Annotated in this window: 27 protein-coding genes; 20 read left to right on the top strand and 7 right to left on the bottom strand. The window is 64.1% G+C overall.

The window, feature by feature from the left end:
• Nucleotides 1-43 precede the first annotated feature (43 nt).
• Together ACP2YP_RS37780 and ACP2YP_RS37775 are read left to right on the top strand one after the other, a co-directional pair.
• Complete coding sequence (locus ACP2YP_RS37780; RefSeq protein WP_426421363.1) at nt 44-1,252, top strand: acetyl-CoA C-acetyltransferase; 1,209 nt, start codon at nt 44-46, stop codon at nt 1,250-1,252.
• A gap of 19 nt (nt 1,253-1,271) precedes the next feature.
• Nucleotides 1,272-3,488 carry an FAD-dependent oxidoreductase gene (locus ACP2YP_RS37775; RefSeq protein WP_426421362.1) on the top strand — a complete coding sequence of 739 codons (2,217 nt, stop codon included), beginning with the start codon at nt 1,272-1,274 and terminating at the stop codon, nt 3,486-3,488.
• A gap of 412 nt (nt 3,489-3,900) precedes the next feature.
• On the opposite strand, the gene ACP2YP_RS37770 is transcribed toward ACP2YP_RS37775, so the two are convergent.
• Together ACP2YP_RS37770 and gstA are read right to left on the bottom strand one after the other, a co-directional pair.
• Entirely contained in the window at nt 3,901-4,209 is a 309-nt protein-coding gene (locus ACP2YP_RS37770; protein ID WP_426421361.1) for a hypothetical protein, read from the bottom strand.
• Nucleotides 4,210-4,443: 234 nt separating this feature from the next.
• Entirely contained in the window at nt 4,444-5,058 is a 615-nt protein-coding gene (gstA, locus tag ACP2YP_RS37765; RefSeq protein WP_426421360.1) for a glutathione transferase GstA, read from the bottom strand.
• 126 nt (nt 5,059-5,184) lie between these two features.
• Between gstA and ACP2YP_RS37760 the strand changes: the two genes are divergently transcribed.
• From ACP2YP_RS37760 to ACP2YP_RS37750, 3 genes are all read left to right on the top strand, one after another.
• Nucleotides 5,185-5,682 (top strand): MarR family winged helix-turn-helix transcriptional regulator, encoded by a 498-nt coding sequence (locus ACP2YP_RS37760; protein WP_027533069.1) that lies wholly within the window; start codon nt 5,185-5,187, stop codon nt 5,680-5,682.
• Between the two features lie 99 nt (nt 5,683-5,781).
• The gene (locus ACP2YP_RS37755; protein ID WP_426421359.1) at nt 5,782-7,152 is read left to right on the top strand and encodes a glutamate--cysteine ligase; all 1,371 of its coding nucleotides are present in this window, start codon (nt 5,782-5,784) and stop codon (nt 7,150-7,152) included.
• Between the two features lie 168 nt (nt 7,153-7,320).
• Nucleotides 7,321-7,887, top strand: coding sequence for a PAN domain-containing protein (locus tag ACP2YP_RS37750; RefSeq protein ID WP_426421358.1), 567 nt, complete (start codon nt 7,321-7,323; stop codon nt 7,885-7,887).
• Between the two features lie 116 nt (nt 7,888-8,003).
• On the opposite strand, the gene ACP2YP_RS37745 is transcribed toward ACP2YP_RS37750, so the two are convergent.
• From ACP2YP_RS37745 to tldD, 3 genes are read right to left on the bottom strand one after another with little or no spacing between them, the layout of a single operon-like run.
• Nucleotides 8,004-8,570 (bottom strand): nucleotidyltransferase family protein, encoded by a 567-nt coding sequence (locus ACP2YP_RS37745; protein ID WP_426421357.1) that lies wholly within the window; start codon nt 8,568-8,570, stop codon nt 8,004-8,006.
• Between the two features lie 24 nt (nt 8,571-8,594).
• Nucleotides 8,595-9,371, bottom strand: a complete 777-nt coding sequence (gene lepB, locus ACP2YP_RS37740; RefSeq protein ID WP_426421356.1) for a signal peptidase I — start codon at nt 9,369-9,371, stop codon at nt 8,595-8,597.
• Nucleotides 9,368-10,795, bottom strand: a complete 1,428-nt coding sequence (gene tldD / locus ACP2YP_RS37735; protein ID WP_426421355.1) for a metalloprotease TldD — start codon at nt 10,793-10,795, stop codon at nt 9,368-9,370. Before tldD ends, lepB begins: the two co-directional genes overlap by 4 nt.
• Nucleotides 10,796-10,963: 168 nt before the next feature.
• Here tldD and ACP2YP_RS37730 point away from each other — a divergent pair, with 168 nt between their 5' ends.
• Complete coding sequence (locus ACP2YP_RS37730) at nt 10,964-11,251, top strand: hypothetical protein (protein WP_426421354.1); 288 nt, start codon at nt 10,964-10,966, stop codon at nt 11,249-11,251.
• Between the two features lie 49 nt (nt 11,252-11,300).
• Here ACP2YP_RS37730 and ACP2YP_RS37725 read toward each other — a convergent pair whose 3' ends face one another.
• Entirely contained in the window at nt 11,301-11,864 is a 564-nt protein-coding gene (locus tag ACP2YP_RS37725) for an invasion associated locus B family protein (protein WP_426421353.1), read from the bottom strand.
• Nucleotides 11,865-12,301: 437 nt separating this feature from the next.
• On the opposite strand from ACP2YP_RS37725, the gene coxB reads away from it, so the two are divergent.
• The 9 genes from coxB (at nt 12,302) to ACP2YP_RS37680 (ending at nt 19,353) form a co-directional block, all read left to right on the top strand.
• Nucleotides 12,302-13,156: a cytochrome c oxidase subunit II gene (gene coxB / locus ACP2YP_RS37720; RefSeq protein ID WP_426421352.1), complete on the top strand. Its 855-nt coding sequence runs from the start codon at nt 12,302-12,304 to the stop codon at nt 13,154-13,156.
• Nucleotides 13,157-13,242: 86 nt separating this feature from the next.
• Nucleotides 13,243-14,868: a cytochrome c oxidase subunit I gene (ctaD, locus tag ACP2YP_RS37715; protein ID WP_426421351.1), complete on the top strand. Its 1,626-nt coding sequence runs from the start codon at nt 13,243-13,245 to the stop codon at nt 14,866-14,868.
• Between the two features lie 60 nt (nt 14,869-14,928).
• The gene (locus ACP2YP_RS37710; protein WP_426421350.1) at nt 14,929-15,873 is read left to right on the top strand and encodes a heme o synthase; all 945 of its coding nucleotides are present in this window, start codon (nt 14,929-14,931) and stop codon (nt 15,871-15,873) included.
• A 7-nt stretch (nt 15,874-15,880) separates the two neighbouring features.
• Nucleotides 15,881-16,045 carry a CoxF protein gene (locus ACP2YP_RS37705; protein ID WP_426421349.1) on the top strand — a complete coding sequence of 55 codons (165 nt, stop codon included), beginning with the start codon at nt 15,881-15,883 and terminating at the stop codon, nt 16,043-16,045.
• 5 nt (nt 16,046-16,050) lie between these two features.
• Nucleotides 16,051-16,695: a cytochrome c oxidase assembly protein gene (locus tag ACP2YP_RS37700; protein WP_426421348.1), complete on the top strand. Its 645-nt coding sequence runs from the start codon at nt 16,051-16,053 to the stop codon at nt 16,693-16,695.
• Between the two features lie 65 nt (nt 16,696-16,760).
• Nucleotides 16,761-17,618 (top strand): cytochrome c oxidase subunit 3, encoded by an 858-nt coding sequence (locus ACP2YP_RS37695; protein WP_426421347.1) that lies wholly within the window; start codon nt 16,761-16,763, stop codon nt 17,616-17,618.
• A gap of 97 nt (nt 17,619-17,715) precedes the next feature.
• Nucleotides 17,716-18,117 (top strand): DUF983 domain-containing protein, encoded by a 402-nt coding sequence (locus ACP2YP_RS37690; protein WP_426421346.1) that lies wholly within the window; start codon nt 17,716-17,718, stop codon nt 18,115-18,117.
• Nucleotides 18,114-18,878, top strand: a complete 765-nt coding sequence (locus ACP2YP_RS37685; protein ID WP_426421345.1) for an SURF1 family protein — start codon at nt 18,114-18,116, stop codon at nt 18,876-18,878. The genes ACP2YP_RS37690 and ACP2YP_RS37685 overlap by 4 nt, the downstream gene beginning before the upstream one ends.
• Nucleotides 18,879-18,987: 109 nt before the next feature.
• Entirely contained in the window at nt 18,988-19,353 is a 366-nt protein-coding gene (locus ACP2YP_RS37680) for a nuclear transport factor 2 family protein (protein WP_426421344.1), read from the top strand.
• Here the strand turns inward: ACP2YP_RS37680 and ACP2YP_RS37675 are convergent.
• A complete protein-coding gene (locus ACP2YP_RS37675) occupies nt 19,350-20,690 on the bottom strand; it encodes a histidine kinase (protein ID WP_426421343.1) in 1,341 nt (446 codons plus the stop codon). The genes ACP2YP_RS37680 and ACP2YP_RS37675 overlap by 4 nt on opposite strands.
• Before the next feature lie 86 nt (nt 20,691-20,776).
• Here ACP2YP_RS37675 and ACP2YP_RS37670 point away from each other — a divergent pair, with 86 nt between their 5' ends.
• The 5 genes from ACP2YP_RS37670 to ACP2YP_RS37650 all read left to right on the top strand — a co-directional run bounded on the left by ACP2YP_RS37670 (nt 20,777) and on the right by ACP2YP_RS37650 (nt 26,080).
• On the top strand, nt 20,777-21,421 hold the full coding sequence (locus ACP2YP_RS37670; protein WP_426421342.1) for a response regulator transcription factor: 645 nt from the start codon (nt 20,777-20,779) through the stop codon (nt 21,419-21,421).
• Between the two features lie 529 nt (nt 21,422-21,950).
• A complete protein-coding gene (gene thrC, locus ACP2YP_RS37665) occupies nt 21,951-23,369 on the top strand; it encodes a threonine synthase (RefSeq protein WP_426421341.1) in 1,419 nt (472 codons plus the stop codon).
• On the top strand, nt 23,366-24,655 hold the full coding sequence (locus ACP2YP_RS37660; RefSeq protein ID WP_426421340.1) for a M16 family metallopeptidase: 1,290 nt from the start codon (nt 23,366-23,368) through the stop codon (nt 24,653-24,655). The genes thrC and ACP2YP_RS37660 overlap by 4 nt, the downstream gene beginning before the upstream one ends.
• Before the next feature lie 39 nt (nt 24,656-24,694).
• On the top strand, nt 24,695-25,282 hold the full coding sequence (locus ACP2YP_RS37655; RefSeq protein WP_018316343.1) for a GNAT family N-acetyltransferase: 588 nt from the start codon (nt 24,695-24,697) through the stop codon (nt 25,280-25,282).
• A 144-nt stretch (nt 25,283-25,426) separates the two neighbouring features.
• Nucleotides 25,427-26,080, top strand: coding sequence for a hypothetical protein (locus ACP2YP_RS37650; protein ID WP_426421339.1), 654 nt, complete (start codon nt 25,427-25,429; stop codon nt 26,078-26,080).
• Nucleotides 26,081-26,138 lie beyond the last annotated feature (58 nt).

Genomic DNA, 26,138 nt, shown 5'->3' with positions numbered 1-26,138 from the left:
CTTCCGCGCAATCAAAATTCGAACACCAGATCAGGAGGGCGTCATGCCTGAGGCATTCATCTACGATCACGTTCGCACCCCCCGCGGCCGCGGCAAGGCGGACGGCGCGCTGCACGAAGTCACCGCGCTGGCACTCGCCACCGTGCCGCTCAAGGCGCTGAAGGACCGCAACAACCTGCCGGAAGACTCCGTCGACGACGTCGTGCTCGGCGTGGTCGATCCGGTCGGCGAAGCCGGCTCCGACATCGCGCGCTTCGCGGCGCTCAAGGCAGGTCTCGGCGAAGCCGTCCCCGGCGTGCAGATCAGCCGCTTCTGCGCCTCCGGCCTCGACGCCGTGAACTTTGCGGCCGCGCAGATCATGGCCGGCCAGCATGAGCTGGTGATCGGCGGCGGCGCGGAATCGATGAGCCGCGTCGGCATCGGCGCCTCCGGCGGTGCCTGGCCGATGGACCCCTCGATGGCGGTGCCCTCATACTTCATGCCGCAAGGCGTTTCGGCCGACCTCATCGCTACCAAATACGGCTTCTCGCGCGACGACGTCGATGCCTATGCGGTGCAGAGCCAGCAGCGCGCCGCGAAGTCCTGGGAAGAAGGCCGCTTCAACAAGTCGGTCGTGCCGGTGAAGGACATCAACGGCCTCACCATCCTCGCCAAGGACGAGCACATGCGTCCCTCGACCACGATGCAGTCGCTGGCGCAGCTGCAGCCGTCGTTCACGATGATGGCGCAGATGGGCGGTTTTGACGGCGTCGCAGTGCAGTCGCATCCCGAGATCGAGCGCGTCAATTACGTGCACCATGCCGGCAACTCCTCCGGCATCGTCGATGGCGCCGGCGCCGTCCTGCTCGGCAGCAAGGAAGCGGGCGCGAAGTACGGTCTCAAGCCGCGCGCAAAAATCCGCGCCTTTGCCAACATCGGCTCCGAGCCGGCGATGATGCTGACGGGTCCGGTCGACGTCACCGAAAAGCTGTTCGCGCGCTCCGGCATGAAGAAGTCGGACATCGACCTGTTCGAGCTCAACGAGGCCTTCGCCTCGGTCGTGCTGCGTTACATCCAGGCCTTCGACATCGACAACGCCAAGATCAACGTCAATGGCGGCGCGATCGCGCTCGGTCATCCGCTCGGCGCGACCGGTGCCATGATCCTCGGCACCGTGCTCGACGAGCTTGAGCGCACCAACAAGTCCACCGCCCTGGTGACGCTGTGTATTGGCGGCGGCATGGGCACCGCCACCATCATCGAGCGCGTGTAAAGGGTAGGGAGCAACCAACATGGCTTACAAGAACTTCAGGGTTGAGGCCGATTCCGACGGCATCGCGCTGGTCACCTGGGGCATTCCGGGCCGTTCGATGAACGTGCTCGACGAGACCTCGACCAGCGAGCTCGACGCGATCGTCAAGGAAACGACCGGTGACGCCGCTGTGAAGGGCGTCGTCATCACCTCGGCGAAGGAAGCGTTCTGCGCCGGTGCCGACCTGTCCATGCTTGAGGGCATGAACCAGGCCTACGCCAAGGTTCTTAAGGAGCAAGACGAGACCGCCGCGAACCAGATGCTGTTCGAGCAGAGCCGGCGCTTCTCGCAAGTGCTGCGCTCAATCGAGACCTCCGGCAAGCCGTGGGCTGCTGCGATCAACGGCCTCGCGCTCGGCGGTGGCTTCGAGATCACGCTGTGCTGCCACTATCGCGTGGCGGCGGAGAATCCCAAGACCCGTCTCGGCCTGCCCGAGGTCAAGGTCGGCCTGTTCCCCGGCGCCGGCGGCACGCAGCGCGTGCCGCGGCTGGTGCCGCCGCAGGATGCCATGACCATTTTGCTCAAGGGCGATCCGGTCACGGTCGACAAGGCGAAGGCACTGAATTTGATTCACGCCATCGTGCCCGCTGCCGACCTCGTCAAGGCAGCGAAGGATTGGATCAAGGGCGGCGGCAAGGCCGTCGCGCCCTGGGACGAGAAGGGCTTCAAGCTGCCCGGCGGCCCGGTGTTCTCCAAGGCCGGCATGATGATGTTCCCCGCCGGCAACGCGATCTATCGCCGCGAGACCTACGACAACTATCCGGCCGCGCGCGCGATCATGAGCTGCGTCTATGAGGGCCTGCAGCTGCCGATCGACGCGGCGCTTCGCGTGGAGTCGCGCTACTTCACCTCGGTGCTGCGCTCGAAGGAAGCGGCGGCGATGATCCGCAGCCTGTTCCTGTCGATGCAGGAGCTCAACAAAGGCGCGCGCCGTCCAAAGGACGTGCCCGCGACCAAGGTGAAGAAGATCGCCGTGATCGGTGCCGGCTTCATGGGCGCGAGCGTCGGCTACGTCTCGGCCCGCGCCGGCCTCGACGTCGTCCTGATCGATCGCGACCAGGAAAGCGCCGACAAGGGCAAGGCGCATGCGCAGAAGATGATCGAAGACCAGATCAAGAAGGGCCGCGCCAAGCCGGCCGACGCCGAAGCGCTGCTCGCGCGCATCAGGCCGACCGCGGACTATGCTGCCCTGAAGGACGTCGACCTCGTCATCGAGGCGGTGTTCGAGGACCGCAAGGTCAAGGCTGACACGTTTGCCAAGGCGCAGGAGTACATGAAGCCGGACGTGATCTTCGCCTCGAATACCTCGACGCTGCCGATCACCTCGCTGGCCGAGAGCTTCAAGGACCAGGGCAAGTTCGTCGGCATCCACTTCTTCTCGCCGGTCGAGAAGATGATGCTGGTCGAGATCATCAAGGGCAAGAACACCGGCGATCTCGCGCTCGCGACCGCGCTCGACTATGTCCGTCAGATCGGCAAGACGCCGATCGTCGTCAACGACAGCCGCGGCTTCTTCGCCAATCGCTGCGTCGGCCGCTACGTCGCCGAAGGCAACGAGATGTTCCTCGAAGGCGTGCCGCCGGCGATGATCGAGAACTGCGCGAGGATGGCCGGCATGCCGGTCGGCCCGCTCTCGCTCTCGGATGAAGTGGCGCTCGACCTCGGCCTCAAGATCATGAAGGCGACCGAGGCCGATCTCGGCCCCAACGCCATCAACCCCGATCAGAAGAAGCTGATGGTCGAGATGGTCGAGAACCAGGGCCGCCTTGGCCGCAAGAACAGCAAGGGTTTCTACGACTACCCCGAGAAGGGCAAGGGTCAGAAGAGCCTGTGGCCGGGCCTGTCCGCGCTGCAGCCGAAGCAACTCGATCCGGACACGCTCGATGTCGAAGAGCTGAAGCAGCGCTTCCTGGTCGTGCAGGCGGTCGAAGCCGCGCGCACGGTGGAGGATCACGTCATCACCGATCCCCGCGAGGCGGATGTCGGCTCGATCCTCGGCTTCGGCTTCGCGCCGTTCACCGGCGGTACGCTGTCCTACATCGACTTCATGGGCACGAAGAAGTTCGTCGAGCTCTGCCATAAGCTGGAGGCGAAATACGGCTCGCGCTTCACGCCGCCGAAGCTTCTTGAGGAGATGGCCGCGAAGGGTGAAACTTTCTATGGCCGCTTCGCGCCGAAGAAAGCGGCTGCTGCCTGATCGTCTGATCTCGTCGCCCCGTTGGAGACTACAAAAGGCCGGATCGTCGATTCGGCCTTTTTCACGTTCGCTCCCCTCATCACGGTTGCGTCAAGACGCATTTGTGGAACCCGTCACAGATTTCGCGTAGGAACCCTGCCAAAGTTGTGGACCGTTCTGCAATTGTCATAGGTGCGTCGAAGCAGCGCCGTTCTTTTGCCTTGGCATCACTCTTGTTGATCAGTCGGGTAACGCAAGTTGAAGATGAAATAAGAAAGTGTCCTTGATGAACTCTTTGGTGTTGCGGAAGACCGCGCTTGGTCGCGATCTCGCCGCGAAATACGCTGTTACGCCTGCGCTGGGCCGCGTCTCGCCGGCGTCAAAGCCGGCGCGCCTGCGCCGCAAGGGGCCGGTGGTCTGGGTCGCCTTGGCGCTACTCGTGCTCTCGGCGGATTCTCTGCTCGCCTGGCTCGCTTGGCTGGCCGTCGACCTCGTCATGGGCTGAGACATTGCGCGCGCTTAGAAAATAGGCTGCAGCGAAATAGGCGAGCTGGCAGACGGCAAGACAGACGGCGATGACGATCACACCGGCCATCATCCCGAACTCAAAAATGCGAAGAATCATCGCCGAGAAAACTGCGATTGGCGGTGAGATCACGACCAGCGCCCAGATCCTGAAAGCGTAACCTGTCGCTATTCCCACCAACGCACTTGCCACGATCAGGACGAAGGCAATCGCCAAGTTCAACTCCGATGAGAGTCCGAAAAAATCTTCAACAATTCCGCTAGGTTCGCCCTCTTCGCGGGTACTGACAAGCTTACATTCGGCGAACAGTAGCCCATAAGAAGTAGTCCATAAGTCTAACGACAGGTACGATGATCCGGCGAAAATGGGTTCGCGCCCGCGCTGTGCTGCCGCAAATAAAAAGGGCCGGATCGTCGACCCGGCCCTTGGAAGATCGATCGCTCTCGCGGCTCAGGCGGCCTGGATCAGCCCTTCCTTCTTCAAGGCCTCCTGCACCTTCGGCCGTGCCGCGACGCGCGCCTTGTAGGCGGTGAGGTGCGGCATCGCCGAGAGGTCGAATTTCAGCCGATCGCCCCAGCTCAGCATCGTGAAGAGATAGCCGTCGGCGACCGAGAACTGCTTGCCCATGAGGTAGTCGCGGCCGGCGAGCTCGCTGTCGATGTGCTTCAGCTTGCCCATGACGCGATCCCTAAAGAACACCTTGGCCTCGTCGTTCAGCGCCGGCGCGAACAGCGGGCCGAAGCTCTTGTGCACCTCGGAGGTGAGGAAGTTCAGCCATTCGAGCAGCTTGTAGCGCTCGGAACTGTCGCGCGCGGGCGCCAGCGCCTTGGCCGGGGCTTTGTCGGCGATCATCTGGACAATGACCGGGCCTTCGGTCACGATCTCGCCGCTGTCGAGGCCCAGCGCGGGGACCTGACCCTTGGGATTGACCTTCAGATAGTCTTCACCGTTCTCGAGCTTCTTGGCCCGGATATCGACCTTGACCAGCTCATAGGGCAGGTCGGCTTCCAGGAGCGCGATATGGGGAGACAGCGAGCAGGCGCCGGGCGAGTAATACAGTTTCATGGAATTTCCTCCTCTTGACGCTTGGTTGGGGCGAAAGAACGCCTACATGCACCTGCATCCAATAGTCAAGATTGATGCAGGTGCATCGAGTGGGGTAAGAAGCGGACGACGAGTTTGAGCGGGACCATGAAACGCAAACCATCGACCGAGGCAACCAGTGCCTGGATTCGCCTGATGCGGGTGCAGAGCCGCGTGCTCGACTGCGTCGAGCAGGACCTGAAGAAGGCCGGCTTTCCGCCGCTGGCATGGTACGACGCGCTGCTCGAATTGTCGCGCGCGCCGTCAGGCGAGCTGCGCCCGGTGGAACTCGAGCGCCAGATGCTGATCCCGCAATACTCCACCTCGCGCCTGATCGACCGCCTGGTCGATGAGGGGCTGGCCTCCCGGCGCGAATGCAAGATCGACAAGCGCGGCCAATTCGTCGAGATCACGGAGGCCGGCCGCGAGTTGCAGAAGCGGATGTGGGGCGCCTACTCGGCTGCGATCGAGAAATATGTCGGCTCGAAACTGTCCGATGCCGATGCCGTCAAGCTCAGCGGTCTGCTCGACCGGCTGGGCTGCTCGTGCGGCGAGATGAAACTGCCGCCTGTCGTCAACGTCAACGAAACCTCGCCGTCGCGGTGACCGCGCGGCAAACCAGCACATCCGCGCGCCCGGTGGGTTCGCGGACCATCCCCGTCACCCGCGCGCATTCGATCGAAGCGCTTCTGATTAGAGTTTGATATGGCGCGAGACCAGATCGATATGACGCCGCTGCAATCGCGCGATGAGCTCGTTGCGTGGTTCGAGGCCGGCTGCAAGGACCCGTCCGAATTCCGGATGGGCACCGAGCACGAGAAGACGCCGTTCACGCTCGAAGGCCACCGTCCGGTGCCTTATGAGGGCGCGCGCGGCATCGGCGCACTGCTCGAAGGCATGAAGCTCCTGCTCGGCTGGGAGCCGATCATGGAGAAGGGCAATATCATCGGCCTCTACGACGTCACCGGCGGCGGTGCGATCTCGCTCGAGCCCGGCGGACAGTTCGAGCTCTCCGGCGCGCCGGTCGAGAACGTGCACCAGACCCAGAGCGAGCTGATGGCGCATCTGGCGCAGGTGCGCGAGATCGCGACCCCGCTCGGCATCGGCTTCCTCGGCCTCGGCATGACGCCGTCCTGGTCGCGCGCCGACATCCCGGTGATGCCCAAGGGCCGCTACAAGATCATGACCAATTACATGCCGAAGGTCGGTCAATACGGCCTCGACATGATGTACCGGACTTGCACGGTGCAGACCAATCTCGACTTTTCATCCGAAGCCGACATGGTCAAGAAGCTGCGCGTCTCGCTGGCGCTGCAACCGGTCGCGACCGCTCTGTTCGCCAACTCGCCCTTCACCGAAGGCAAGCCGAACGGCTTCCTGTCTTTCCGCTCCGAGATCTGGCGCGACACCGACAATGCGCGCGCCGGTATGATGCCGTGGGCGTTCGAGGACGGCATGGGTTTTGAGCGCTATGTCGACTATGCGCTCGACGTGCCCATGTATTTCGTCAAGCGCGGCGACGATTACATCGACGTATCGGGCTCCTCGTTCCGCGCCTTCTTCGACGGCCGCAACAACAATCTGCCCGGTGAGCGTCCGACCCTCTCGGACTGGGCCAACCATCTCTCGACGATCTTCCCGGAAGTGCGGCTCAAGCGCTACCTCGAGATGCGCGGCTCCGACGGCGGCCCGTGGGGCCGTCTGCCGGCGCTGTCGGCGTTCTGGGCCGGGTTGCTCTATGACGACGTGTCGCTCGGCGCCGCCTGGGATCTCGTGAAGCACTGGACCGTGCCTGAGCGTCAGGCCCTGCGCGACGACGTGCCGCGCTTTGGCTTCAAGGCGCGGATCAAGGACCGCTACCTTTTCGAAATCGCCAAGGAGTGCCTCGTTCTGGCACACGCGGGCCTGCGTCGCCGCGGCCGCATCGACGCGATCGGTCGCGACGAAACGCGGCATCTGGAGCCACTCGACCGCATCATCGATTCCGGCCGCACCCCGGCCGAGGAGATGCTCGAGAAGTTCAACGGCACCTGGAACGGCTCGGTGGAACCAGCCTACGCGGAATACGCGTTCTAGAGCTCGGAAAAACCGCGTCACACTTTGCGCGAACGCGGCCCTTCGGGTCCGGGCCATGCTTTAGGGCAACGATCGGGATTCAGGCTGTTCATCGCCCATACAGGTTTGCGGCGATCAAATGACCGACCGAAAAACCTGAGCGCCGTCAATAACTCGAAAGCTGTTCCGATGGGGAAGGGCCGCCTGCCTGCCGTCATGGCAAAGGTCTTCGTGGCCTGCGTCACGCTGCTGTCGCTCGCGCTTGCGAGCGGGCCTGCGTGCGCCCAGACGGCGTTCGACCGGCCCGGCGGCGATTATTTCAACATGCCGGTCACGTCAGGCGATCCCGCGGATTGCGCGCTGCTCTGCGAGCGCGATCGCCGCTGTCGCTCCTGGAGCTTCAGCTATCCCGATATCGATGGCGCCGCAGCGGTGTGCTGGCTCAAGAATACCGTGCCGCCGCGACAGCCCGCCAATTGCTGTATCTCCGGCGTGCGCGGCGCCGGCGTGATCGAGCCGCGTGTCGAGGGCGTCGAGACCTCGATCGACCGTCCCGGCGGCGATTTGCGCAATTTCGACCTCAAGGACGGCGAAGGCGAGGACGTCTGCAAGGCCGCCTGCACGGCCGACAACAAATGCCGTGCCTTCACCTATGCGCGTCCCGGCTATACGGGCCGCGAAGCGCGCTGCTTCCTGAAAAAGGACATCAAGCCGCCGCGACGGAAGGCCGGGTTCACGTCAGGCGTGGTGCGGTAGAAGTCGTAACAAGGTGTCGTAGGGTGGGCAAAGGCGCAGAGCGCCGTGCCCACCTTCTCTCCGCGATCGCGATGGCTATTGGTGGGCACGCTTCGCTTTGCCCACCCTACGGCATCTCACTCCGCCGCGACCACTGTGATCTCCGGCCATAGCGCTTTCCATCTCGCGGCTTTCACCGCGTAATTCGCCGCGGAGAAATTCGGGCTCGGATTGGGGCGCGTAATCAGGCCCGCGACGTCATCGAAGCCGTGCGGCGCATAGACCTCAAAACCGTCGTCTGTGCGCCTCACGCCTATTTGTGTGCTCTGCGTGAGGAAGCGATCGATGCCATCCGTTGAACAGGTCAAAGGCGGATAGGGCAGGCCGTGCTTCTCGGAATACCAGAGGTGCACGCGCGCCTGATTGCGGGTTTCGATCTCGACGCCGAAAGGAGCGAGCCGCGCGTGCAGCTTGCGGATGACCGCGTCTTCCGCGTCCCACGAGGTGTCGGGGTCAAAATAGAATACGTCGTAGTCAGAGATGCCGTGATCGATCGCGCGACCCGTGATCACGTTCCAGACTGTCTGCGCGAGGCATCCTGCGACGAGCCATGCATCCGGCAGTGCGAGCCGTTGGAGCTCGTCGATGATCGCGATGTTGACCGGATTCTTCAGCGCGAGTGCGACGAAGTCGTGGCGGTCCATCGCGAGGGCGGCGGGTAAGTCAGCTCAGTGCACGGCGGTGAAGAACCGCGCGAGGCGGAAGCCGGAGAGCCAGGTCCACACCGGCTGGCCGCGTATGCCGAGATCCCAGGAGCCGAGCACGGCATCGGCACGGCCGACCAGATTGTCGACCGGCAGCAGGCCGACGCCGCCGGACCGCAGTGGCACGCGGCTGTCGGCCGAGTTGTCGCGATTGTCGCCGAGCACGAACAGATGTCCGGCCGGCACCTTCACCTCGGGCGTGTTGTCGAGCGGGCCATTGTCGCGCATCTTGAAGATCAGGTGCTTGACGCCGTTCGGCAGCGTCTCGACGTAGCGATAGGCGGGTTCGCTGCCGCCATTGTCGTCCTCGGCGGCCCCAACGCCATCCGGCTTCAATTCGGCGGGACGGTCGTTGATGAACAGCTGCCCCTGTCGCATCTGGATGCGGTCGCCGGGGAGGCCCACGACGCGTTTGACCCAGGCCTGCGAGCGGTCGCCGGGCCAGCGGAACACGACGACGTCACCCTGCTTCGGCGTTTCCGCGAAGACGCGGCCGGTTTCCGGCAGGTTGATCTGGATCGGCAGCGACGAGGTGCCGTAGCCATAGGGGAATTTCGAGGCGATCAGGGCGTCGCCGATCAACAGCGTCGGCTCCATCGAGCCCGATGGCACGTAGAACGGCTCGGCCAGCGCGCCCTTGGCGATGAAGACGGCGGCGATGATGCCGGCAAGCTGCACGAGCTGGCCGGCCCAGCCGCTGCTCTTCCGTTTGGTGCTGACAGTTACTTTTTCAACGCTCATGCGCCCGTTCCACCCACCGTAATGCGTTCCATCAAAAGCGACGGCTGGCCGACGCCAACAGGCACGCCCTGGCCGTTCTTCCCGCAGGTACCGATGCCGGTATCGAGCGCGAGATCGTTGCCGATCATGCGGATGCGATGCAGGTCGGTCGGCCCGTTGCCGATCAGCATGGCGCCCTTCAGCGGCGCGCCGATCTTGCCGTTCTCGATCTTGTAGGCCTCGGTGCATTGGAAGACGTATTTGCCCGAGGTGATGTCGACCTGTCCGCCGCCGAAATTCGCAGCAAACACGCCGTTCTTCACCGCCGCGAGAATCTCGGCCGGATCGCGGTCGCCCGCGAGCATGTAGGTGTTGGTCATGCGCGGCATCGGCACATGGGCATAGCCCTGGCGGCGGCCGTTGCCGGTCGGCTTCATGTTCATCAACCGCGCGTTCTGGCGGTCCTGCATGTAGCCGACCAGGATGCCGTCCTCGATCAGCACGGTGCGGTTGGTCGGCGTGCCCTCGTCGTCGATCGAGAGCGAGCCGCGGCGCGAGGCAATAGTGCCGTCGTCGACCACGGTGACGCCCTTGGCCGCGACCTGCTGGCCCATCAGGCCAGCGAAGGCCGACGTCTTCTTGCGGTTGAAGTCGCCCTCGAGGCCGTGACCGACCGCTTCATGCAGCATCACGCCGGGCCAGCCGGCGCCGAGCACGACGTCCATCTCGCCGGCGGGGGCGGGAATCGATTCCAGATTGACCAGCGCTTCGCGCAGCGCGCCGTCGGCAGCGTCGCGCCAGGACTTGGTCTCGATGAATTCGGCATAGCCGGCGCGGCCGCCATAACCCTTGCTGCCGCTCTCCTGGCGGTCGCCTTGGCCGGCGACGACGGAGACGTTGACGCGCACCAGCGGGCGGATGTCGCGATAGCTCTCGCCGTCGGGCCGCAGGATCTCGACGACCTGCCACGTCGCACCCAGGCTGACGCTGACCTGCCGCACCCGTGGATCCTTGTCGCGCAGATAGGCGTCGATTTCGGCCAGCAGCTTGACCTTGATCTCGAAGCCCGGCGCGTCCAGCGGATTGTCGTCGGAATACAGCCGCACATTGGTGCGCGGGGGCGGGGCGGCAAAGCTGCCGGAATAGCCGCCGCGGACGGCGGCCACCGCGTCGGCGGCGCGAATCAGCGCCGGCAGCGACACGTCGGAGGAATGCGCATAGCCGACCGCATCGTCCTTCACCGCGCGCAGGCCGAATCCCTGCGAGGTGTCATAGGTCGCCTGCTTCAACCGCCCATTGTCGAACATCAGCGCTTCGGTCTGGCTGTATTCCAGGAACAATTCGCCGTCGTCGGCACCCGCAAGGCCGCGCGCGACCTCGTGGCGAACCTGGTCGCGGTCGAGATTGGCACGGTCGAGCAGGGAGGTTGTGGCAGGGTTGGTCATGCGTCCGTCCATTATCGGGGGATCTGCGGCAAGATAATGGTTTCGGAACGGTTCCGCGAGGGGCGGGCCGTCACATTACGGAAACGATGGATACGGCTCGGAATTAAGCCGGCTTTCAAGCTTTGCGGGTATGACAGCGTCACTCTGGGCAAGAGCCGCGGCAAAAGCATGTGGAATTCCCTGCTTGTGTTCTGGGACCAGTATCACGGCCTGATCATCGGCTTCACCGTGCTGGCGCTGGTGCTGCTCGCCAATCAGCTGATCTATCGCCGCTTCTGGACATCCTATCCCACCCGCGAGGCCTATCTTGCGGCACATCCTGGCTGCGACACTGCTGACGGCATCGTTTGCGCGACCTGCCGGCAGAAGGCCTTGGAAGGGCCCGTCGCCGGCCGAGGCCGCATCTATCGCTGCGGCTGGTGCGAGACGGAGCTTTATCGCATCGACAAAACGTAACGCGACGGACGAAACGGAGAGCTCGCCCTCGTCCGCGAGCCGAACAGCCCTACGGCAGCTTGTCATACCCCTCGCCGAGCCCGTTCAGGCTGAGCGGGAAGCCGATGCCTTCTTCCGGGGTTTCGAAGATGATGAAGGTCGCGGTCTTGGCGCTGCGGAGCTGGCCGAGCAGCTTGTCGTCCATGACGACCTCGGCGACGCAGCCATTGGGCAGGCAGCGGACGAAGCCGGCGCGGCCGACGTCCTGGTTGTCGAGCTTCAGCCCGAGGCCGGAGGGCAGGAGGACGCCCAGGGGGGCGACCACGCGCATCAGGCGGCTCTTCTGGTCGGCGGTCTTGAGCACGATCACGGTGAGGCCGGCGTTGGAGCGGTCTTCCGCCACCACGCTCTGAATCAGGGCGCATTGCTCGGCCTGAGCGCCCGGCGGGGTGTCGCAGCGGATCTGCCAGTCGCCATGGACGGAGCGCACCGCGCCCTGCGCATGGGCGAGGCTGGGTAGGAAAAGGCTTGATAGAAAAAGGCTTGGCAGGGCAAGGAAAAGGGCGGCAGCCAGCAGGCCGATCAGCGCCTTGAGGCCATCAGCCGGCCTTGCCATGCATCTCGAAAGCCCCATCGGGGTCGGTCCCTCTGCTCGCTCGCGCTGGTGGACTGATACGGCAATGACGGCGTCTTGAAGGCAATTCCCAAGCAAATCCCGCGCCGCTTAGCCCGCCACCGCCGGCACGAATCAGGTTCCTGCGCAACTGTCTGCCAGTGCCTACCGCGGGCAATTCAGCTGTCAAGCCGCGGCATCCCGGGAAACGGTATTTCGTCTGATGTTACTGGGAAATATCTTGCGGGTGATGGCTGACAGAGGGGGCTCAAGACTGCATTGCGATAGATCAAGAATTATGGTTTGAGAGGCTTGATTTCGGCGTTTGAGCGATCTGGCCCCAATTCCTCTTAGAGGTATTCTTGCGCGGCAGTTTGTCGGACGGGCGGGTCGAATAAGCATTTCCCGGAAATAGGGGAATGCACCTGGGGTGATTTCGTAAGGGGAGCGCGAGCGGCATGAGGATGTCGAAGAGTCGGGTGGGCCGGCATTTGCTGGGATTGGCCACCATCGCCTTGGTGGCGGCTGGCATCACGCTGGCGACGGGCGGCGCGGCATTCGCCGAGCTCGGGCAGCCGGAGCCGTGGGAATGGCACCTCCAGGCCTCCGGGTCTCCGGTGATGGACAATATCGTCTGGTTCCACAACTTCTTGTCCGTTCTGATCATCGTGATCACGCTGTTCGTGCTGGCGCTGCTGGTGATCGTGGTGATGAAGTTCAATTCGAAGGCCAATCCGGTGCCGTCGCGGACCACCCACCACACGCTGATCGAGGTGGTGTGGACCCTGGTGCCGGTGCTAATCCTGGTCGGCATCGCGGTGCCGTCGTTCCGCCTGCTGTTCCTCGAGCTCGACGTGCCGAAGGCGGATCTGACCATCAAGGCCACCGGCAAGCAGTGGTACTGGTCCTATGCCTATCCGGATAACGGCAAGTTCGAGTTCGACTCGCTGATGGCCCAGGACAAGCAGCCCCGGCTGCTCGGCGTCGACAATGAGATGGTGGTGCCGGTCAACAAGGTGATTCGTGTTCAGGTCACCGGCGCAGACGTCATCCACGCCTTCGCGCTGCCGGCGTTCGGCGTCAAGATCGACGCCATTCCGGGGCGGCTGAACGAGACCTGGTTCAAGGCCACCAAGACCGGCATGTTCTACGGCCAGTGCTCGGAGCTCTGTGGCAAGGACCACGCCTTCATGCCGATCGCGATACGCGTGGTGAACGACCAGGAGTTCGCCTCCTGGGTTGAATCGGCGAAGAAGAAATATGCGAGCGGCGGCACCAGCACTTTCGCCTCCGCAGCCGGCCCGACGCAGTAAGCGCCGGGCGACGGCTTGAGGGACTGAAAGCGACATAAGGGCGGGACCTCACACGGTCCGAATGGGACGCAAGGCAGGATTTGAAAATGGCAACCAGCGCAGCGGCACACGGCGATCACGCGCAAGACCACGGACATGACGAGCACGCCCATCCGACCGGATGGCGGCGCTACGTCTATTCGACCAACCACAAGGACATCGGCACGATGTACCTGATCTTCGCGGTCATCGCCGGCGTCATCGGTGCCGCGCTGTCGATCGCGATCCGTGCCGAGTTGATGTATCCGGGCGTGCAGATATTCCACGAAACGCACACTTATAACGTGTTCGTGACCTCTCACGGCCTGATCATGATCTTCTTCATGGTCATGCCCGCGATGATCGGCGGCTTCGGCAACTGGTTCGTGCCGTTGATGATCGGTGCGCCTGACATGGCGTTCCCGCGCATGAACAACATCTCGTTCTGGCTGCTGCCGGCCTCCTTCGCCTTGCTCCTGATGTCCACCTTCGTCGAGGGCGAGCCCGGCGCCAACGGTGTCGGCGCCGGCTGGACCATGTATGCGCCGCTGTCGAGCTCCGGTCACCCGGGCCCGGCCGTCGACTTTGCGATCCTGTCACTCCATCTGGCGGGCGCCTCGTCGATCCTCGGCGCCATCAACTTCATCACCACCATCTTCAACATGCGCGCGCCGGGCATGACCCTGCACAAGATGCCGCTGTTCGTGTGGTCGATCCTGGTGACGGTGTTCCTGTTGCTGTTGTCGCTGCCGGTGCTCGCCGGCGCGATCACCATGCTGCTCACCGACCGCAATTTCGGCACCGCGTTCTTCGCGCCCGATGGCGGCGGCGATCCCGTGCTGTTCCAGCACCTGTTCTGGTTCTTCGGTCATCCCGAGGTGTACATCCTGATCCTGCCCGGCTTCGGCATGATCAGCCAGATCGTCTCGACCTTCTCGCGCAAGCCCGTGTTCGGCTATCTCGGCATGGCCTACGCCATGGTCGCGATCGGCGGCATCGGCTTCGTAGTGTGGGCGCACCACATGTACACGGTCGGCATGTCCTCGGCGACGCAGGCTTACTTCGTTGCTGCGACCATGGTGATCGCGGTTCCGACCGGCGTAAAAATCTTCTCCTGGATCGCCACGATGTGGGGCGGCTCGATCGAATTCCGCGCCCCGATGATCTGGGCGGTGGGCTTCATCTTCCTGTTCACGGTTGGTGGCGTCACCGGCGTCGTGCTGGCGAACGCCGGCGTCGATCGCGTGCTCCAGGACACCTACTACGTCGTGGCGCACTTCCACTACGTGCTGTCGCTCGGCGCGGTGTTCGCAATCTTCGCCGGCTGGTACTACTGGTTCCCGAAGATGTCGGGCTACATGTACAACGAGACGCTGGCGAAAGCGCACTTCTGGTTCACCTTCGTCGGCGTCAACATGGTGTTCTTCCCGCAGCACTTCCTCGGCCTGTCGGGCATGCCGCGCCGCTATGTCGATTATCCCGATGCGTTCGCCGGCTGGAACCTGGTCTCGTCGATCGGCTCCTACATCTCCGGCTTCGGCGTGCTGATCTTCCTGTACTGCGTGCTCGACGCCTTCATGAAGAAGGTCCCGGCGGGTGACAATCCCTGGGGTGCAGGCGCCACCACGCTGGAGTGGACGCTGTCCTCGCCGCCGCCCTTCCACCAGTTCGAAGTGCTGCCCCGCGTGCAGTAAGCCAACTTCCGCGGCGCCCGAGACGGGCGCCGCGGCTCTAGAACGAAGCGAGTCAAATTAGTGTCCGTCCTCGACCACAACGCCATTGACATCAATCCCCGCATCTCCGAGGCGGAAGTCGGCGATTACCTCGCGCTGCTGAAGCCGCGGGTGATGTCGCTCGTGATCTTCACCGCACTGGTCGGGATGGCGATGGCGCCGGGACACTTCCACTGGGTGCTCGCGATCACCTCGCTGCTCTGCATTGCCGTCGGCGCCGGCGCTTCCGGCGCGCTCAACATGGCGCTCGAGGGCGACATCGACGCCAAGATGTCGCGCACCGCGAACCGCCCGATCCCGCGCGGCCGCATCACCCGGCCCGAGGCGATGGCGTTCGGTATGACGCTCGCCTTCTTCTCGGTGATGACGCTCGGCATCCTCGTCAACTGGATCGCGGGCGCGCTGCTCGCCTTCACCATCTTCTTCTACGTCGTGATCTACACGATGGGCCTGAAGCGCAGGACCGCGCAGAACATCGTGATCGGCGGCGCCGCCGGCGCGCTGCCGCCGGTGGTGGCCTGGGCTTCCGTGACCGGCACGGTCGACGTCGAGCCGCTGCTGCTGTTCGCCATCATCTTCTTCTGGACGCCGCCGCACTTCTGGGCGCTGGCGCTGTTCCGTTCCGACGACTATGCCCGCGCCGGCATTCCGATGCTGCCCAATGTCGCCGGACCCGACGCGACCCGCCTCCAGATCCTGCTCTATACCATCGTGCTGATCGCGGTCGCCGCCGCACCCTGGGCGCTCGGCTATTTCGACGCCGTCTATGGTGTTACCTCGCTGGTGCTCGGCGCCGGCATGCTGGTGCTCGCGATCAACGTCTATATGCGCCGCGAACGCAGCCAATCGCTGCGCGCGACCCGCAAGCTTTTTGCCTTCTCGATCCTGTATCTGTTCGCGCTGTTCGCGACCCTGCTGGCCGAGGTCGTGTTTCGGGCGCTTGCTCCGATGGTTGGGGGCGCATGAGGCAGGAATGGCTGACAAACCCGAGCCAGATGGAATCGTCCTCACCGAGGCGCAGCAGAAGAACCGTCGTCAGCGCTCGATCGCAATCGCGCTCGCGCTCGGTGTTCTCGTCGTGCTGTTTTTCGCCGTCACCATGGTCAAGGGACCGGCGGTTCTAGTTCGCCCAATGTGAGACAGATGGATCGAGAGCCGACCATATCGCGGGATCAGAGCCGAACGGCCAGGAAAGGTCTCGGCCGTGACGTGCTGGTCGCCTCGATCTGCGGCGGCGTGGTCGCGCTGATGGTCGGCGCGTCCTACGCGGCGGTGCCGTTCTACAATTGGTTCTGCCGCGCCACCGGCTTCAACGGCACGACCCAGGTCGCAAGCTCGGCGCCTGCCACCGGTCCGATCGCGCGGAAGATCACGGTGCGCTTCGATTCCAATGTCGCGCGCGGCCTGCCCTGGAAATTCGAGCCGGAGCAGACCGAGGTCGAGGTCAATATCGGCCAGGTCACCACCATTTATTACACCGTGACCAACCAGGCCGCGCGCACCACCTCAGGGCAAGCCGCCTATAACGTCGCGCCGCTGACGGTCGGGTCCTATTTCCAGAAGATCAACTGCTTCTGCTTCACCGAGCAGACCATGGCGCCCGGCGAGAAGCGCGAGATGCCCGTGGTGTTCTACGTCGATCCGTCGATCGTCAATGATCACGACAATGACGGGCTCGGCACGATCACGTTGTCCTACACGTTCTATCCGGTGCGCGATCCGGTGGTGAAGCCGGTCGCCTCCGGCGAGGACGACAAACGCAAGGGAAATCTCCAGCCGCCGGGTTGACGCTCAGGGGTTGGAATAAGGGGATAAGTGCCGCACAGGCACGGGATTGAGGAGAGAGACCGCAAATGGCAACCGCGCAAGGCAAGCACCACGACTACCATCTGGTCGATCCCTCTCCGTGGCCCGTGGTCGGATCCATCTCGGCCTTCATCATGGCGGTCGGCGCGATCACCTGGATGCACCACATGCTCTCTGCCGCGCCGATCATTTTCGGGGTCGGTACCATCGGCGTGCTCTACACCATGGCGAGCTGGTGGGGCGACGTGATCAAGGAAGCCCAGTACAAGGGCGACCACACCCGCGTCGTGCAGATCAGCCACCGCTACGGCATGATCCTGTTCATCGCCTCCGAGGTGATGTTCTTCGTCGCCTGGTTCTGGGCCTATTTCAATGCGGCGCTGTTCCCGGCCGATCCCGTTCATGCGACCCGCGAAGCCCTGTTCGGCGGCGTGTGGCCGCCGAAGGGCATCGAGACCTTCGATCCCTGGCATCTGCCGCTGCTGAACACGCTGATCCTGCTCACCTCCGGCACCACGGTGACCTGGGCGCATCACGCCCTGCTCGAGGGCGATCGCAAGGGCCTCAAGTACGGCCTGATCCTCACCGTCGTGCTCGGCGCGCTCTTCACCTGCGTGCAGGCCTATGAGTACAGCCATGCGGCGTTCTCGTTTGCCGGCAACGTCTACGGCGGGACCTTCTTCATGGCGACCGGCTTCCACGGCTTCCACGTGCTGGTCGGCACTATCTTCCTGATCGTCTGCCTGGCGCGCGCCTATGCCGGCCATTTCACGCCCACGCAGCATCTCGGCTTCGAGTTCGCCGCCTGGTACTGGCACTTCGTCGACGTGGTGTGGCTGTTCCTGTTCCTCTGCATCTATGTCTGGGGACACGGCGCCGAGACCATGGCCCACGGCGCGCACTGAGCGGGCTGAAATCGGATCGAAAAGGGCGGCCGCGCGGCCGCCCTTTTGCTTTCTCGCTGCCGAGATGCCGGCAGAAACTGTGATAGACTCCTGCGTGATGAACGAAACTGCCGGTACCTCCGAGTCCCGAACCACCGTGCTGCAAAGCGCGAAGCGCGGGCTTGCCTGCAAATGCCCGCGCTGCGGCCAAGGCAAGCTCTATGCGGGTTTCCTTACGCTCGCTCCGGCTTGCGAAAATTGCGGCCTCGACTATGCCTTCATCGACGCCGGCGACGGTCCGGCGATCTTCATCATCATGCTCGCCGGCGCCATCGTGGTTGGCTGCGCGCTCATCGTTGAGGTCAAATACCAGCCGCCGTACTGGCTGCATGCGGTGCTCTGGCTGCCGCTGATCCTTGCAACCACCCTTCTGCCGCTACGCGCGATGAAATCGCTGCTGATCGCGCTGCAATTCCACCACAAGGCAGCACCTGGCCGGCTGGTCGACCGCGCGAAATGAGCGAGACTGCGCGCACGCCCCGCGTGGCCGGCTTTATGCTGTTCACGCTTCTGCTGACCGCGGCCTTCGTCACGCTCGGTGTCTGGCAATTGCAGCGCCGCACCGCCAAGCACGAACTGATCGCGGCACTCACCGAGCGCCTCGCGGCCGCACCCGTCGCGCTGCCGCCGCCTGCGCAATGGGCGGCGCTGACGCCTGCACGCGACGAATTTCGCCGCGTCAGCTTCACGGCGACTTATGCGGCTTCGCCGGATGCGATGGTCTATTCGTCCGGCTCCGCCGTGCGCAAGGATGCCTCCGGCCCCGGCACATGGGCCTTCCTGCCGGCGCGGCTGCCGAGCGGCGAGATCATCGTGATCGATGCGGGCTTCGTCGAGAATACGATGCAGGAGCGCGGCATCGAGGATCGCGCGGTGAAGAAGCTCGTCACCGGCGCGCCTGTTACGCTTACCGGCTATCTGCGCTTCCCCGAAGAACCGGGCTGGCTGACGCCGGCCGAGAACCGCGACAAGCGGCTGTGGTTCGTGCGCGATCATCTGGCGATCGCAAGTGCGCTCGGCTGGGGCACGGTCGCGCCGTTCTATATCGATCTCGAACAGCCGGCGCCCGAGAACGGCATTCCGCGTTCCGGTCCGCTCGACGTGCATCTGAAGGACGACCATCTGCAATACGCCGTCACGTGGTTCGCGCTTGCAGGCGCCGTGCTGATCGCATTCGCAGTCTGGCTGCGGGGACGACGGCAGAGCGGAGCAAAGCCGTAGGTTCCCGGAGGGAATCCGGTATCGCCCGGGCTTTATTATTCGGTGCATATTCACGACTGTGACCTTAAGCCGCCTCTGAATTTTTTCCGCGGCAAACAGGATTGCTGGCGTGCGCGATTTCGATCAGATGGGACTTATTGTCGATTGGGTGGATGCCTGCCGCAAGGGCGACCTCGCGATGCTGCTCGACCTCTATGCCGACGATGGCGAAGTGGAATGCTCGTGCAACGGCACGCATCTCTATCGCGGACGGAGCGAGCTCGAGACCTATTGGGGACCGAAGCTCGGTGCCTTCTCCTCGGCGGGCTTCAGCCTGGAGGAGATCCATCCCGCCCCGAACGGCATCGATCTCGAATATTCCATCGCGGGCGCGCTGCGCGTCCGCGCCTCGTTTCGCTTCAGTGCGGACGGCAAGATCCACAGGACCCTGTGCGAGCCGGCGCGGCAGGGCTCACACGATTGCGGCGCGTGCTAGCCCGAGATCGGGGCATCGCCGACTTCACCGAGCGGAAGGCGGCAGCGCACATAGGTTCGTTGGTCCGCGCGCAGGAGTGACAGCGATCCGCTGAGCGCCCGCACGCGTTCATGCATGCCGGTCAGGCCGCGGCCGAAGACATTGTCGGCGGGAAAGCCGCCGCCGTCGTCGGAGATTTCGACCGCGAGCGCATCGCCGGCAATCGCCGCTTCGACATGGGCGTTGCGGGCTCCGGCGTGCCGCAGCACGTTGGTCAGCGCTTCCTGGATTACGCGATAGACGGTCTGGGCCAGCGGCCCGTCGATCTCGTTGAGATCAGGATCGATCGTTGCGGTGAGGCCGATATGCGGCGCCTGTCTGCGAAAATTCCGGAGCAGCGTCTGCACGCTGGCCTCGAGCCCCAATTCTTCGATGTAGAGCGGCCGAAGCCGGTCGAGGATGCGGCGGTTGGTTTGCTGGAGCGCCTCGACCGATCGCATCACCTCCTGCACGGAGTTGCCGAGATTTCCCGTCTGTGGCGCGGCCTCGCTTAGCGTGATCGCGCCGGCGCGGATGCTGAACAGCAGCGGGCCAAGCTCGTCATGCAACTCGCGAGCGAGATCACGCCGTTCATTGTCCTGAAGCGACACCAGCCGGTGCAACAGGTCGCGATTGTCCTGGCTCAATTGCGCGAGTGTCGCGGCGAGCGCATTGGCCTCCTCGCAGCTGCGCCGGATCTCCGGCGGTCCCCCGACCGGGATCGGCGTCGCGTAATCGCCCCGTCGTATTCGGGTGAGGCCATCGCCGAGATTTTGCAGGGGCCCCAGCGACGATCTCGCGAAGAGGTAGGCAATCGTTCCAGTCAACACCATCAGCGCGGCGATGAGGCCCGTGAGCGCCAAGAAGCCGATCCATTTCTCGAACAGATCGGCCGACAGGTTGGGCATGAACACGATGTCGCCGACGCGCCTGCCGTCGATGATGACAGGCGATGCGGCGTCCATGTCCGGGATGGCGATCAGGTCCACGAACCATTGCGGCACGCCATGCACGTCCCGCAGGCCGTCTCTCACGGACGGGGAGGGACCTGCTTCCAGTGGACGAAATTGGATATCAGAGGAGGTGTCCAAAGAATTGACAAATGCGTCGAGCATCTTCCGCGGGTTGTCAGCCGCGCTGAGGGTGTTGTTGAGCGCGACGGCGACGGCCTGTGTCGAGCGTCGACCAGGCTCATTCTCGTCAGCCAGCTGGCCGGCCGCGAAGGTCTGGAGCAGCACACCACCCATCGCCAGCGCGGCGAGAAAGCTCAAGCCGAGTGGGAGGAACAGCTGGGTCCTGAACGAGAGTCGTTGCCACATTAGGTCAATTCTAACGCGCATTGGCGGGATTTTCTCTTTCCATTTGTTCCCGCCGGTTTATGAGTGAAAAAACAAGAGAGCGCGCGATGCAAGATACCGCCAAGCCGGCAACAAGAGTCCTGATCGTCGACGACCATCCCGTGGTGCTGTCAGGGTGCCGCACCCTGTTTGCCTCCGACCATTCGATCCGGATCGACGAGGCGACCGACGCCAAATCCGGCCATCGCGCCTATATCAGCAAGCGTCCTGACGTGACCGTGATCGACATCAGCCTGCCCGATGTCTCCGGCTTCGAGCTGATGCGCCGGATCCGCAAGGACGACCCGGACGCCAAGATCATCATGTTCAGCATGAATGATGATCCGGCCTTTGTGGTGCGCGCGGTGGAGCTCGGGGCGCAGGGCTATGTCTCCAAGGGCGACGATCCCCGGATCCTGCTCAAGGCCGTGCGCAAGGTGGTCGCGGGCGACAATTTCATCTCGCCGCAGCTCGCGGAGGCCGTGACATTTTCCGGCGCTGCCATCAAGGCCAATCCGGCCTCGCAGATGACGCCGCGGGAGCTCGAGATTCTCCGCCTGCTCGGGCGCGGCAACAAGATCGTCGAGGTCGCCGAGGCGCTCGGCATCTCTTACAAGACCGTCGCCAACACCACGTCTCTGCTCAAGCAGAAGTTGGGGGCCAAGAGCCACTCCGACCTGATCCGGATCGCGGTCGAAATCGGGATGAACTGACACCGTCAGGGACCGAACCGGCTGCTCCAGAAATGCAGCCGGCTCAGTCGACGGATCGGCGCCGCCGCGCGTCCGGGCAATGCGTGGACGACGGCTGACACCTTCCGCCGACACAATGGGCCGGCGAGGCGTTCGTTCCTTATCCGGCGCATCGAATCGGGAAGGAGAGGCAATAGGACCGGGCTCCCAGCAGCCTGATCGCCGGTCCCGCCGGGGCATATCGGGAAAAACAGGAACATTCGGCGCTGCCCGCGTTTTTCTCCTTGACGATCTCATGACAGGTGACGATAGCTCGAACGAACGATTTTTTGGGGCAGGCGTCCCAACGCGGAAAACCGGGTCTGCACACATCAACGACAGACCTTCCAAGAGAGGGCTGCGGCATCGCCGCAGCCCTTTTTCGTTGGGCATGGTGCGACCTTGCAAAACACTCTATGGTGCCGCAACGCCTCTGGCTGTGAACTAGGAACATCGTGAAATCAAAGGCTTAAGGTCCGAATTCAAGCCGGGCCGGCCTTTGGAGGGCAGTTTGACTCGTTATATTTCGACCCGGGGCGAGGCCCCTGAGCTCGGCTTCTGCGACGTGATGCTGACCGGGCTTGCCCGCGACGGCGGCCTGTATGTGCCGGTGACCTGGCCGCAGCTCCCGGTCGAGACCATCGCGGGCTTCTTTGGCCGGCCCTATTGGGAGGTCGCGGTCGAAATCATCCGTCCCTTCGTCGGTGGTGAGATTTCGGACGCAGATCTCGGCCGCATGGCGAACGAGGCCTATGCCACCTTCCGCCATCCGGCCGTGGTGCCGCTGCGCCAGATGTCGCCGCATCAATTCGTGCTGGAGCTGTTCCACGGTCCGACGCTCGCCTTCAAGGACGTGGCGATGCAGCTGATCTCGCGGCTGATGGACCATGTGCTCGCCAAGCGCGGCCAGCGCACCACCATTGTGGTCGCGACCTCCGGCGACACCGGCGGTGCCGCGGTCGAGGCCTTCGCGGGTCTGGAGAATGTCGATCTCATCGTGCTGTTCCCGCACAAGCGCATCTCCGAGGTGCAGCAGCGTATGATGACGACGACGGGTGCGGCCAATGTCCACGCGCTCGCCATCGAGGGCAATTTCGACGACTGCCAGGCGCTCGTGAAGGGGTTGTTCAACAACCATCGCTTCCGGGATGCGACCTCGCTGTCCGGCGTCAATTCCATCAACTGGGCCCGCATCGTTGCCCAAGTGGTCTACTATTTCACCTCCGCAGTCGCCGCCGGCGCGCCGGCGCGCGCGGTGGATTTCATCGTGCCGACCGGAAATTTCGGCGATATTTTTGCAGGCTATGTCGCCAAGCGCATGGGGCTTCCCGTGCGAACGCTGCGCATTGCCGCCAACGTCAACGACATCCTCGCCCGCACGCTCAAGACCGGCATCTACGAGGTGCGCGAGGTGCACGCCACCGCCTCGCCGTCGATGGACATCCAGATCTCCTCGAATTTCGAGCGGTTGCTGTTCGAAGCCGGCAAGCGCGATGCGGCCAGCGTGCGCCGGCTGATGGATTCGCTGAAACAGTCGGGCCGCTTCGTCCTGCCTGACGCTACGCTCGCCGCGATCCGCGAAGAATTCGACGCCGGCCGCGCCGACGAGACCGAGACTGCGGCTGCAATCCGCGCCGCCTGGCGCGAGGCCGGCGAGCTCGTCGATCCCCACACCGCCGTCGCGCTCGCGGTCGCCGATCGCGACACCACCGATACGACCGTGCCCAACATCGTGCTCTCGACCGCGCATCCAGCCAAATTCCCTGATGCCGTGGATGCGGCCTGCGGCCAGCGGCCGCAACTGCCGGCCTGGCTCGACGGTCTCATGACCAAATCCGAACACATGAAGGTCATGAAGAACGATCAGAGCGAGGTGGAGCGGTTCGCGTTGTCGGTCAGCCGCGCCGCGAAACAGGGAGTTGCCGGATGAGCGTCGAGATCTCCAAGCTTGCGTCCGGCCTGACCGTCGTCACCGACAACATGCCTCACCTCGAGACCGCCGCGCTCGGCGTCTGGGCCGGCGTCGGCGGCCGCGACGAGAAGCCGAACGAGCATGGCATCTCGCATCTGCTCGAGCACATGGCGTTCAAGGGCACGACCGGGCGCTCCTCGCGCGAGATCGTGGAGGAGATCGAGGCGGTCGGCGGCGACCTCAATGCCGGCACCTCGACCGAGACCACGTCCTATTATGCCCGGGTGATGAAGGCTGATGTGCCGCTGGCGCTCGACGTGCTCGCCGACATCCTGGCCAACCCCGCCTTCGAGCCCGAGGAGCTCGAGCGCGAGAAGAACGTCATCGTCCAGGAGATCGGTGCGGCCCAGGACACGCCCGACGACGTCGTGTTCGAGCATCTCAACGAGCTCTGCTATCCCGACCAGCCGATGGGCCGCTCGCTGCTCGGCACCGCCAAGACGCTGCGCGCCTTCAACCGCGACTCGCTGCGCGACTATCTCTCGACGCATTACCGCGGGCCCGATATGGTGGTGGCGGCGGCAGGTGCCGTCGATCACAAGCGGGTCGTCGCCGAGGCCGAGAAGCGCTTTGCAAGTTTTGAAGCGACGCCGGGGCCGAAGCCGCAGGCAGCCCAGTTCGGCAAGGGCGGCGCCAAGGTCGTGCATCGCGAGCTCGAGCAGGCGCATCTCACGCTGGCGCTGGAAGGCGTGCCGCAGACCGATCTGTCGCTGTTCTCGCTCCAGGTCTTCACCAACATCCTCGGCGGCGGAATGTCGTCGCGGCTGTTCCAGGAAGTGCGCGAAAAACGCGGCCTCTGCTACTCGATCTACTCGTTCCACGCGCCCTATACCGATACCGGTTTCTTCGGCCTCTACACCGGCACAGATCCCGCCGACGCGCCGGAGATGATGGAGGTCGTGGTCGACATCATGAATGATTCGGTCGAGACCCTGACCGAGGCCGAGATCGCCCGCGCCAAGGCGCAGATGAAGGCGGGCCTTCTGATGGCGTTGGAGAGCTGCTCCTCGCGCGCCGAACAGCTCGCCCGGCACGTGCTGGCCTATGGCCGGCCGCAGACGGTGCAGGAGCTGGTGGCCCGGATCGACGCCGTCAGCGTCGAATCGACCCGCGATGCAGCGCGTGCACTGCTTTCGCGCAGCCGCCCTGCGGTAGTTGCATTGGGCAGCGGCAGGGGTCTGGACACGGCGGTGTCTTTTGCGGAAGGATTGACCAAGGCGCGTGCCAAGGCCCGGCTGCATTAGGAGCCGCGCAGGGGGCGCCCCGCTTCGGGAAGCATCACCATGGCCCTGTTTCGCCTGCCATCCAGTGGACCTGCTGCTCTCGCCCCCCGCGGCAACGGGTTGTTGCTGCGTGCGCCGCAGATGTCGGATTTCCTGCAGTGGGCGCATCTGCGCGAGACCAGCCGCGATTACCTGACGCCGTGGGAGCCGATCTGGCCGTCGGACGATCTGACCCGGTCTGGCTTCCGCCGCCGCCTGCGCCGCTATTCCGAGGATATCGCGGCGGACCGCTCCTATCCCTTTCTGATCTTCCGCGAGCTCGACGGCGCCATGGTTGGTGGCATCACGCTCGCCAATGTCCGGCGCGGTATCGTCCAGGCCGGCACCATCGGCTATTGGGTCGGCCAGCCCCACGCCCATCGCGGCTACATGACCGCGGCGCTCAGGGTGCTGCTGCCGACGCTGTTCGGCGAGCTCAATCTGCACCGGGTCGAGGCCGCCTGCATCCCTACCAATGCGCCGTCGATCCGGGTGCTGGAGAAGTGCGGCTTCTCGCGCGAGGGACTGGCGCGCCGCTATCTCTGCATCAACGGGGTCTGGCAGGACCATCTCCTGTTCGGCCTGCTGCACGAGGATTTCCGCGGCTGAGCCTGGTCGTCTCCGGCACAGAACTCAGCATTTTTCCTGCCTTGTATTCTCGCCTTGTTTTCTCGCCTTGGGATCGCCGATTTTGGCGATATAACCCGCTGGCCGGCCGATCGGCCGGAATGTTGTCATGGAGTACAGGCGTTGATGAACGAGCATCGCTCATTGCGGAAGGCGCTGCGGCGGGGGCCGGTGATCGCGCTGGCGCTGTCGGTGTCATTCGCTTCCGTGTCACCGGTCTCGGCGCAGTCGCTGACTGACCGCTTCAAGAACCTGTTCGGCGGCAAATCCGACGAGCCCGCCCAGCCCAAGCCGGCTCCCGCGCCGGGCCAGCCGGCGGCCGATGACGACATCGACTGCCCCCAGGTCACGGTGCGCGCAGGAGCCTCCACCTACGGGGTTGGGGCGACAGGCAAGCCGGCCGTCGGCAACGACGTGCGTTTCCAGGCCTCGATCACCAAGATGGCGCGCGAATGCGTCCGCAACGGCAGTGAGATCGTCGCGCGCATCGGCATCCAGGGCCGCGTCATCGCAGGCCCTGCCGGCGCGCCCAACACGGTTGAAGTCCCCCTGCGCGTTGCCGTGGTGCAGGGTGGCGTCGGCGAGAAGGTGATCGCCTCGAAGGCCTACCGGACCACGGTCGAGATGTCCGAAGGCGGTAGCGTGCCCTTTACCTTCGTCGCCGAGGATCTGTCCTATCCAATGCCGTCGGCCGCGATCGCCGATTCCTACATCTTCTATGTCGGCTTCGATCCGCAGGCGCTGTCGCCCGAGCCGAAGCCGCGCGGGAAGAAGAAGTAGGTCTCGTGCCCCGGACGCGATGCAGCGCGTAGCGATGCATCGTAGAGCCGGGGCCCAG

The sequence above is a fragment of the Bradyrhizobium genosp. A genome, assembly GCF_049949275.1.
GTDB lineage: Bacteria > Pseudomonadota > Alphaproteobacteria > Rhizobiales > Xanthobacteraceae > Bradyrhizobium.
The sequence above is the reverse complement of the archived record's forward strand: the minus strand, read 5'-3'. Positions and strand labels throughout refer to the sequence as shown.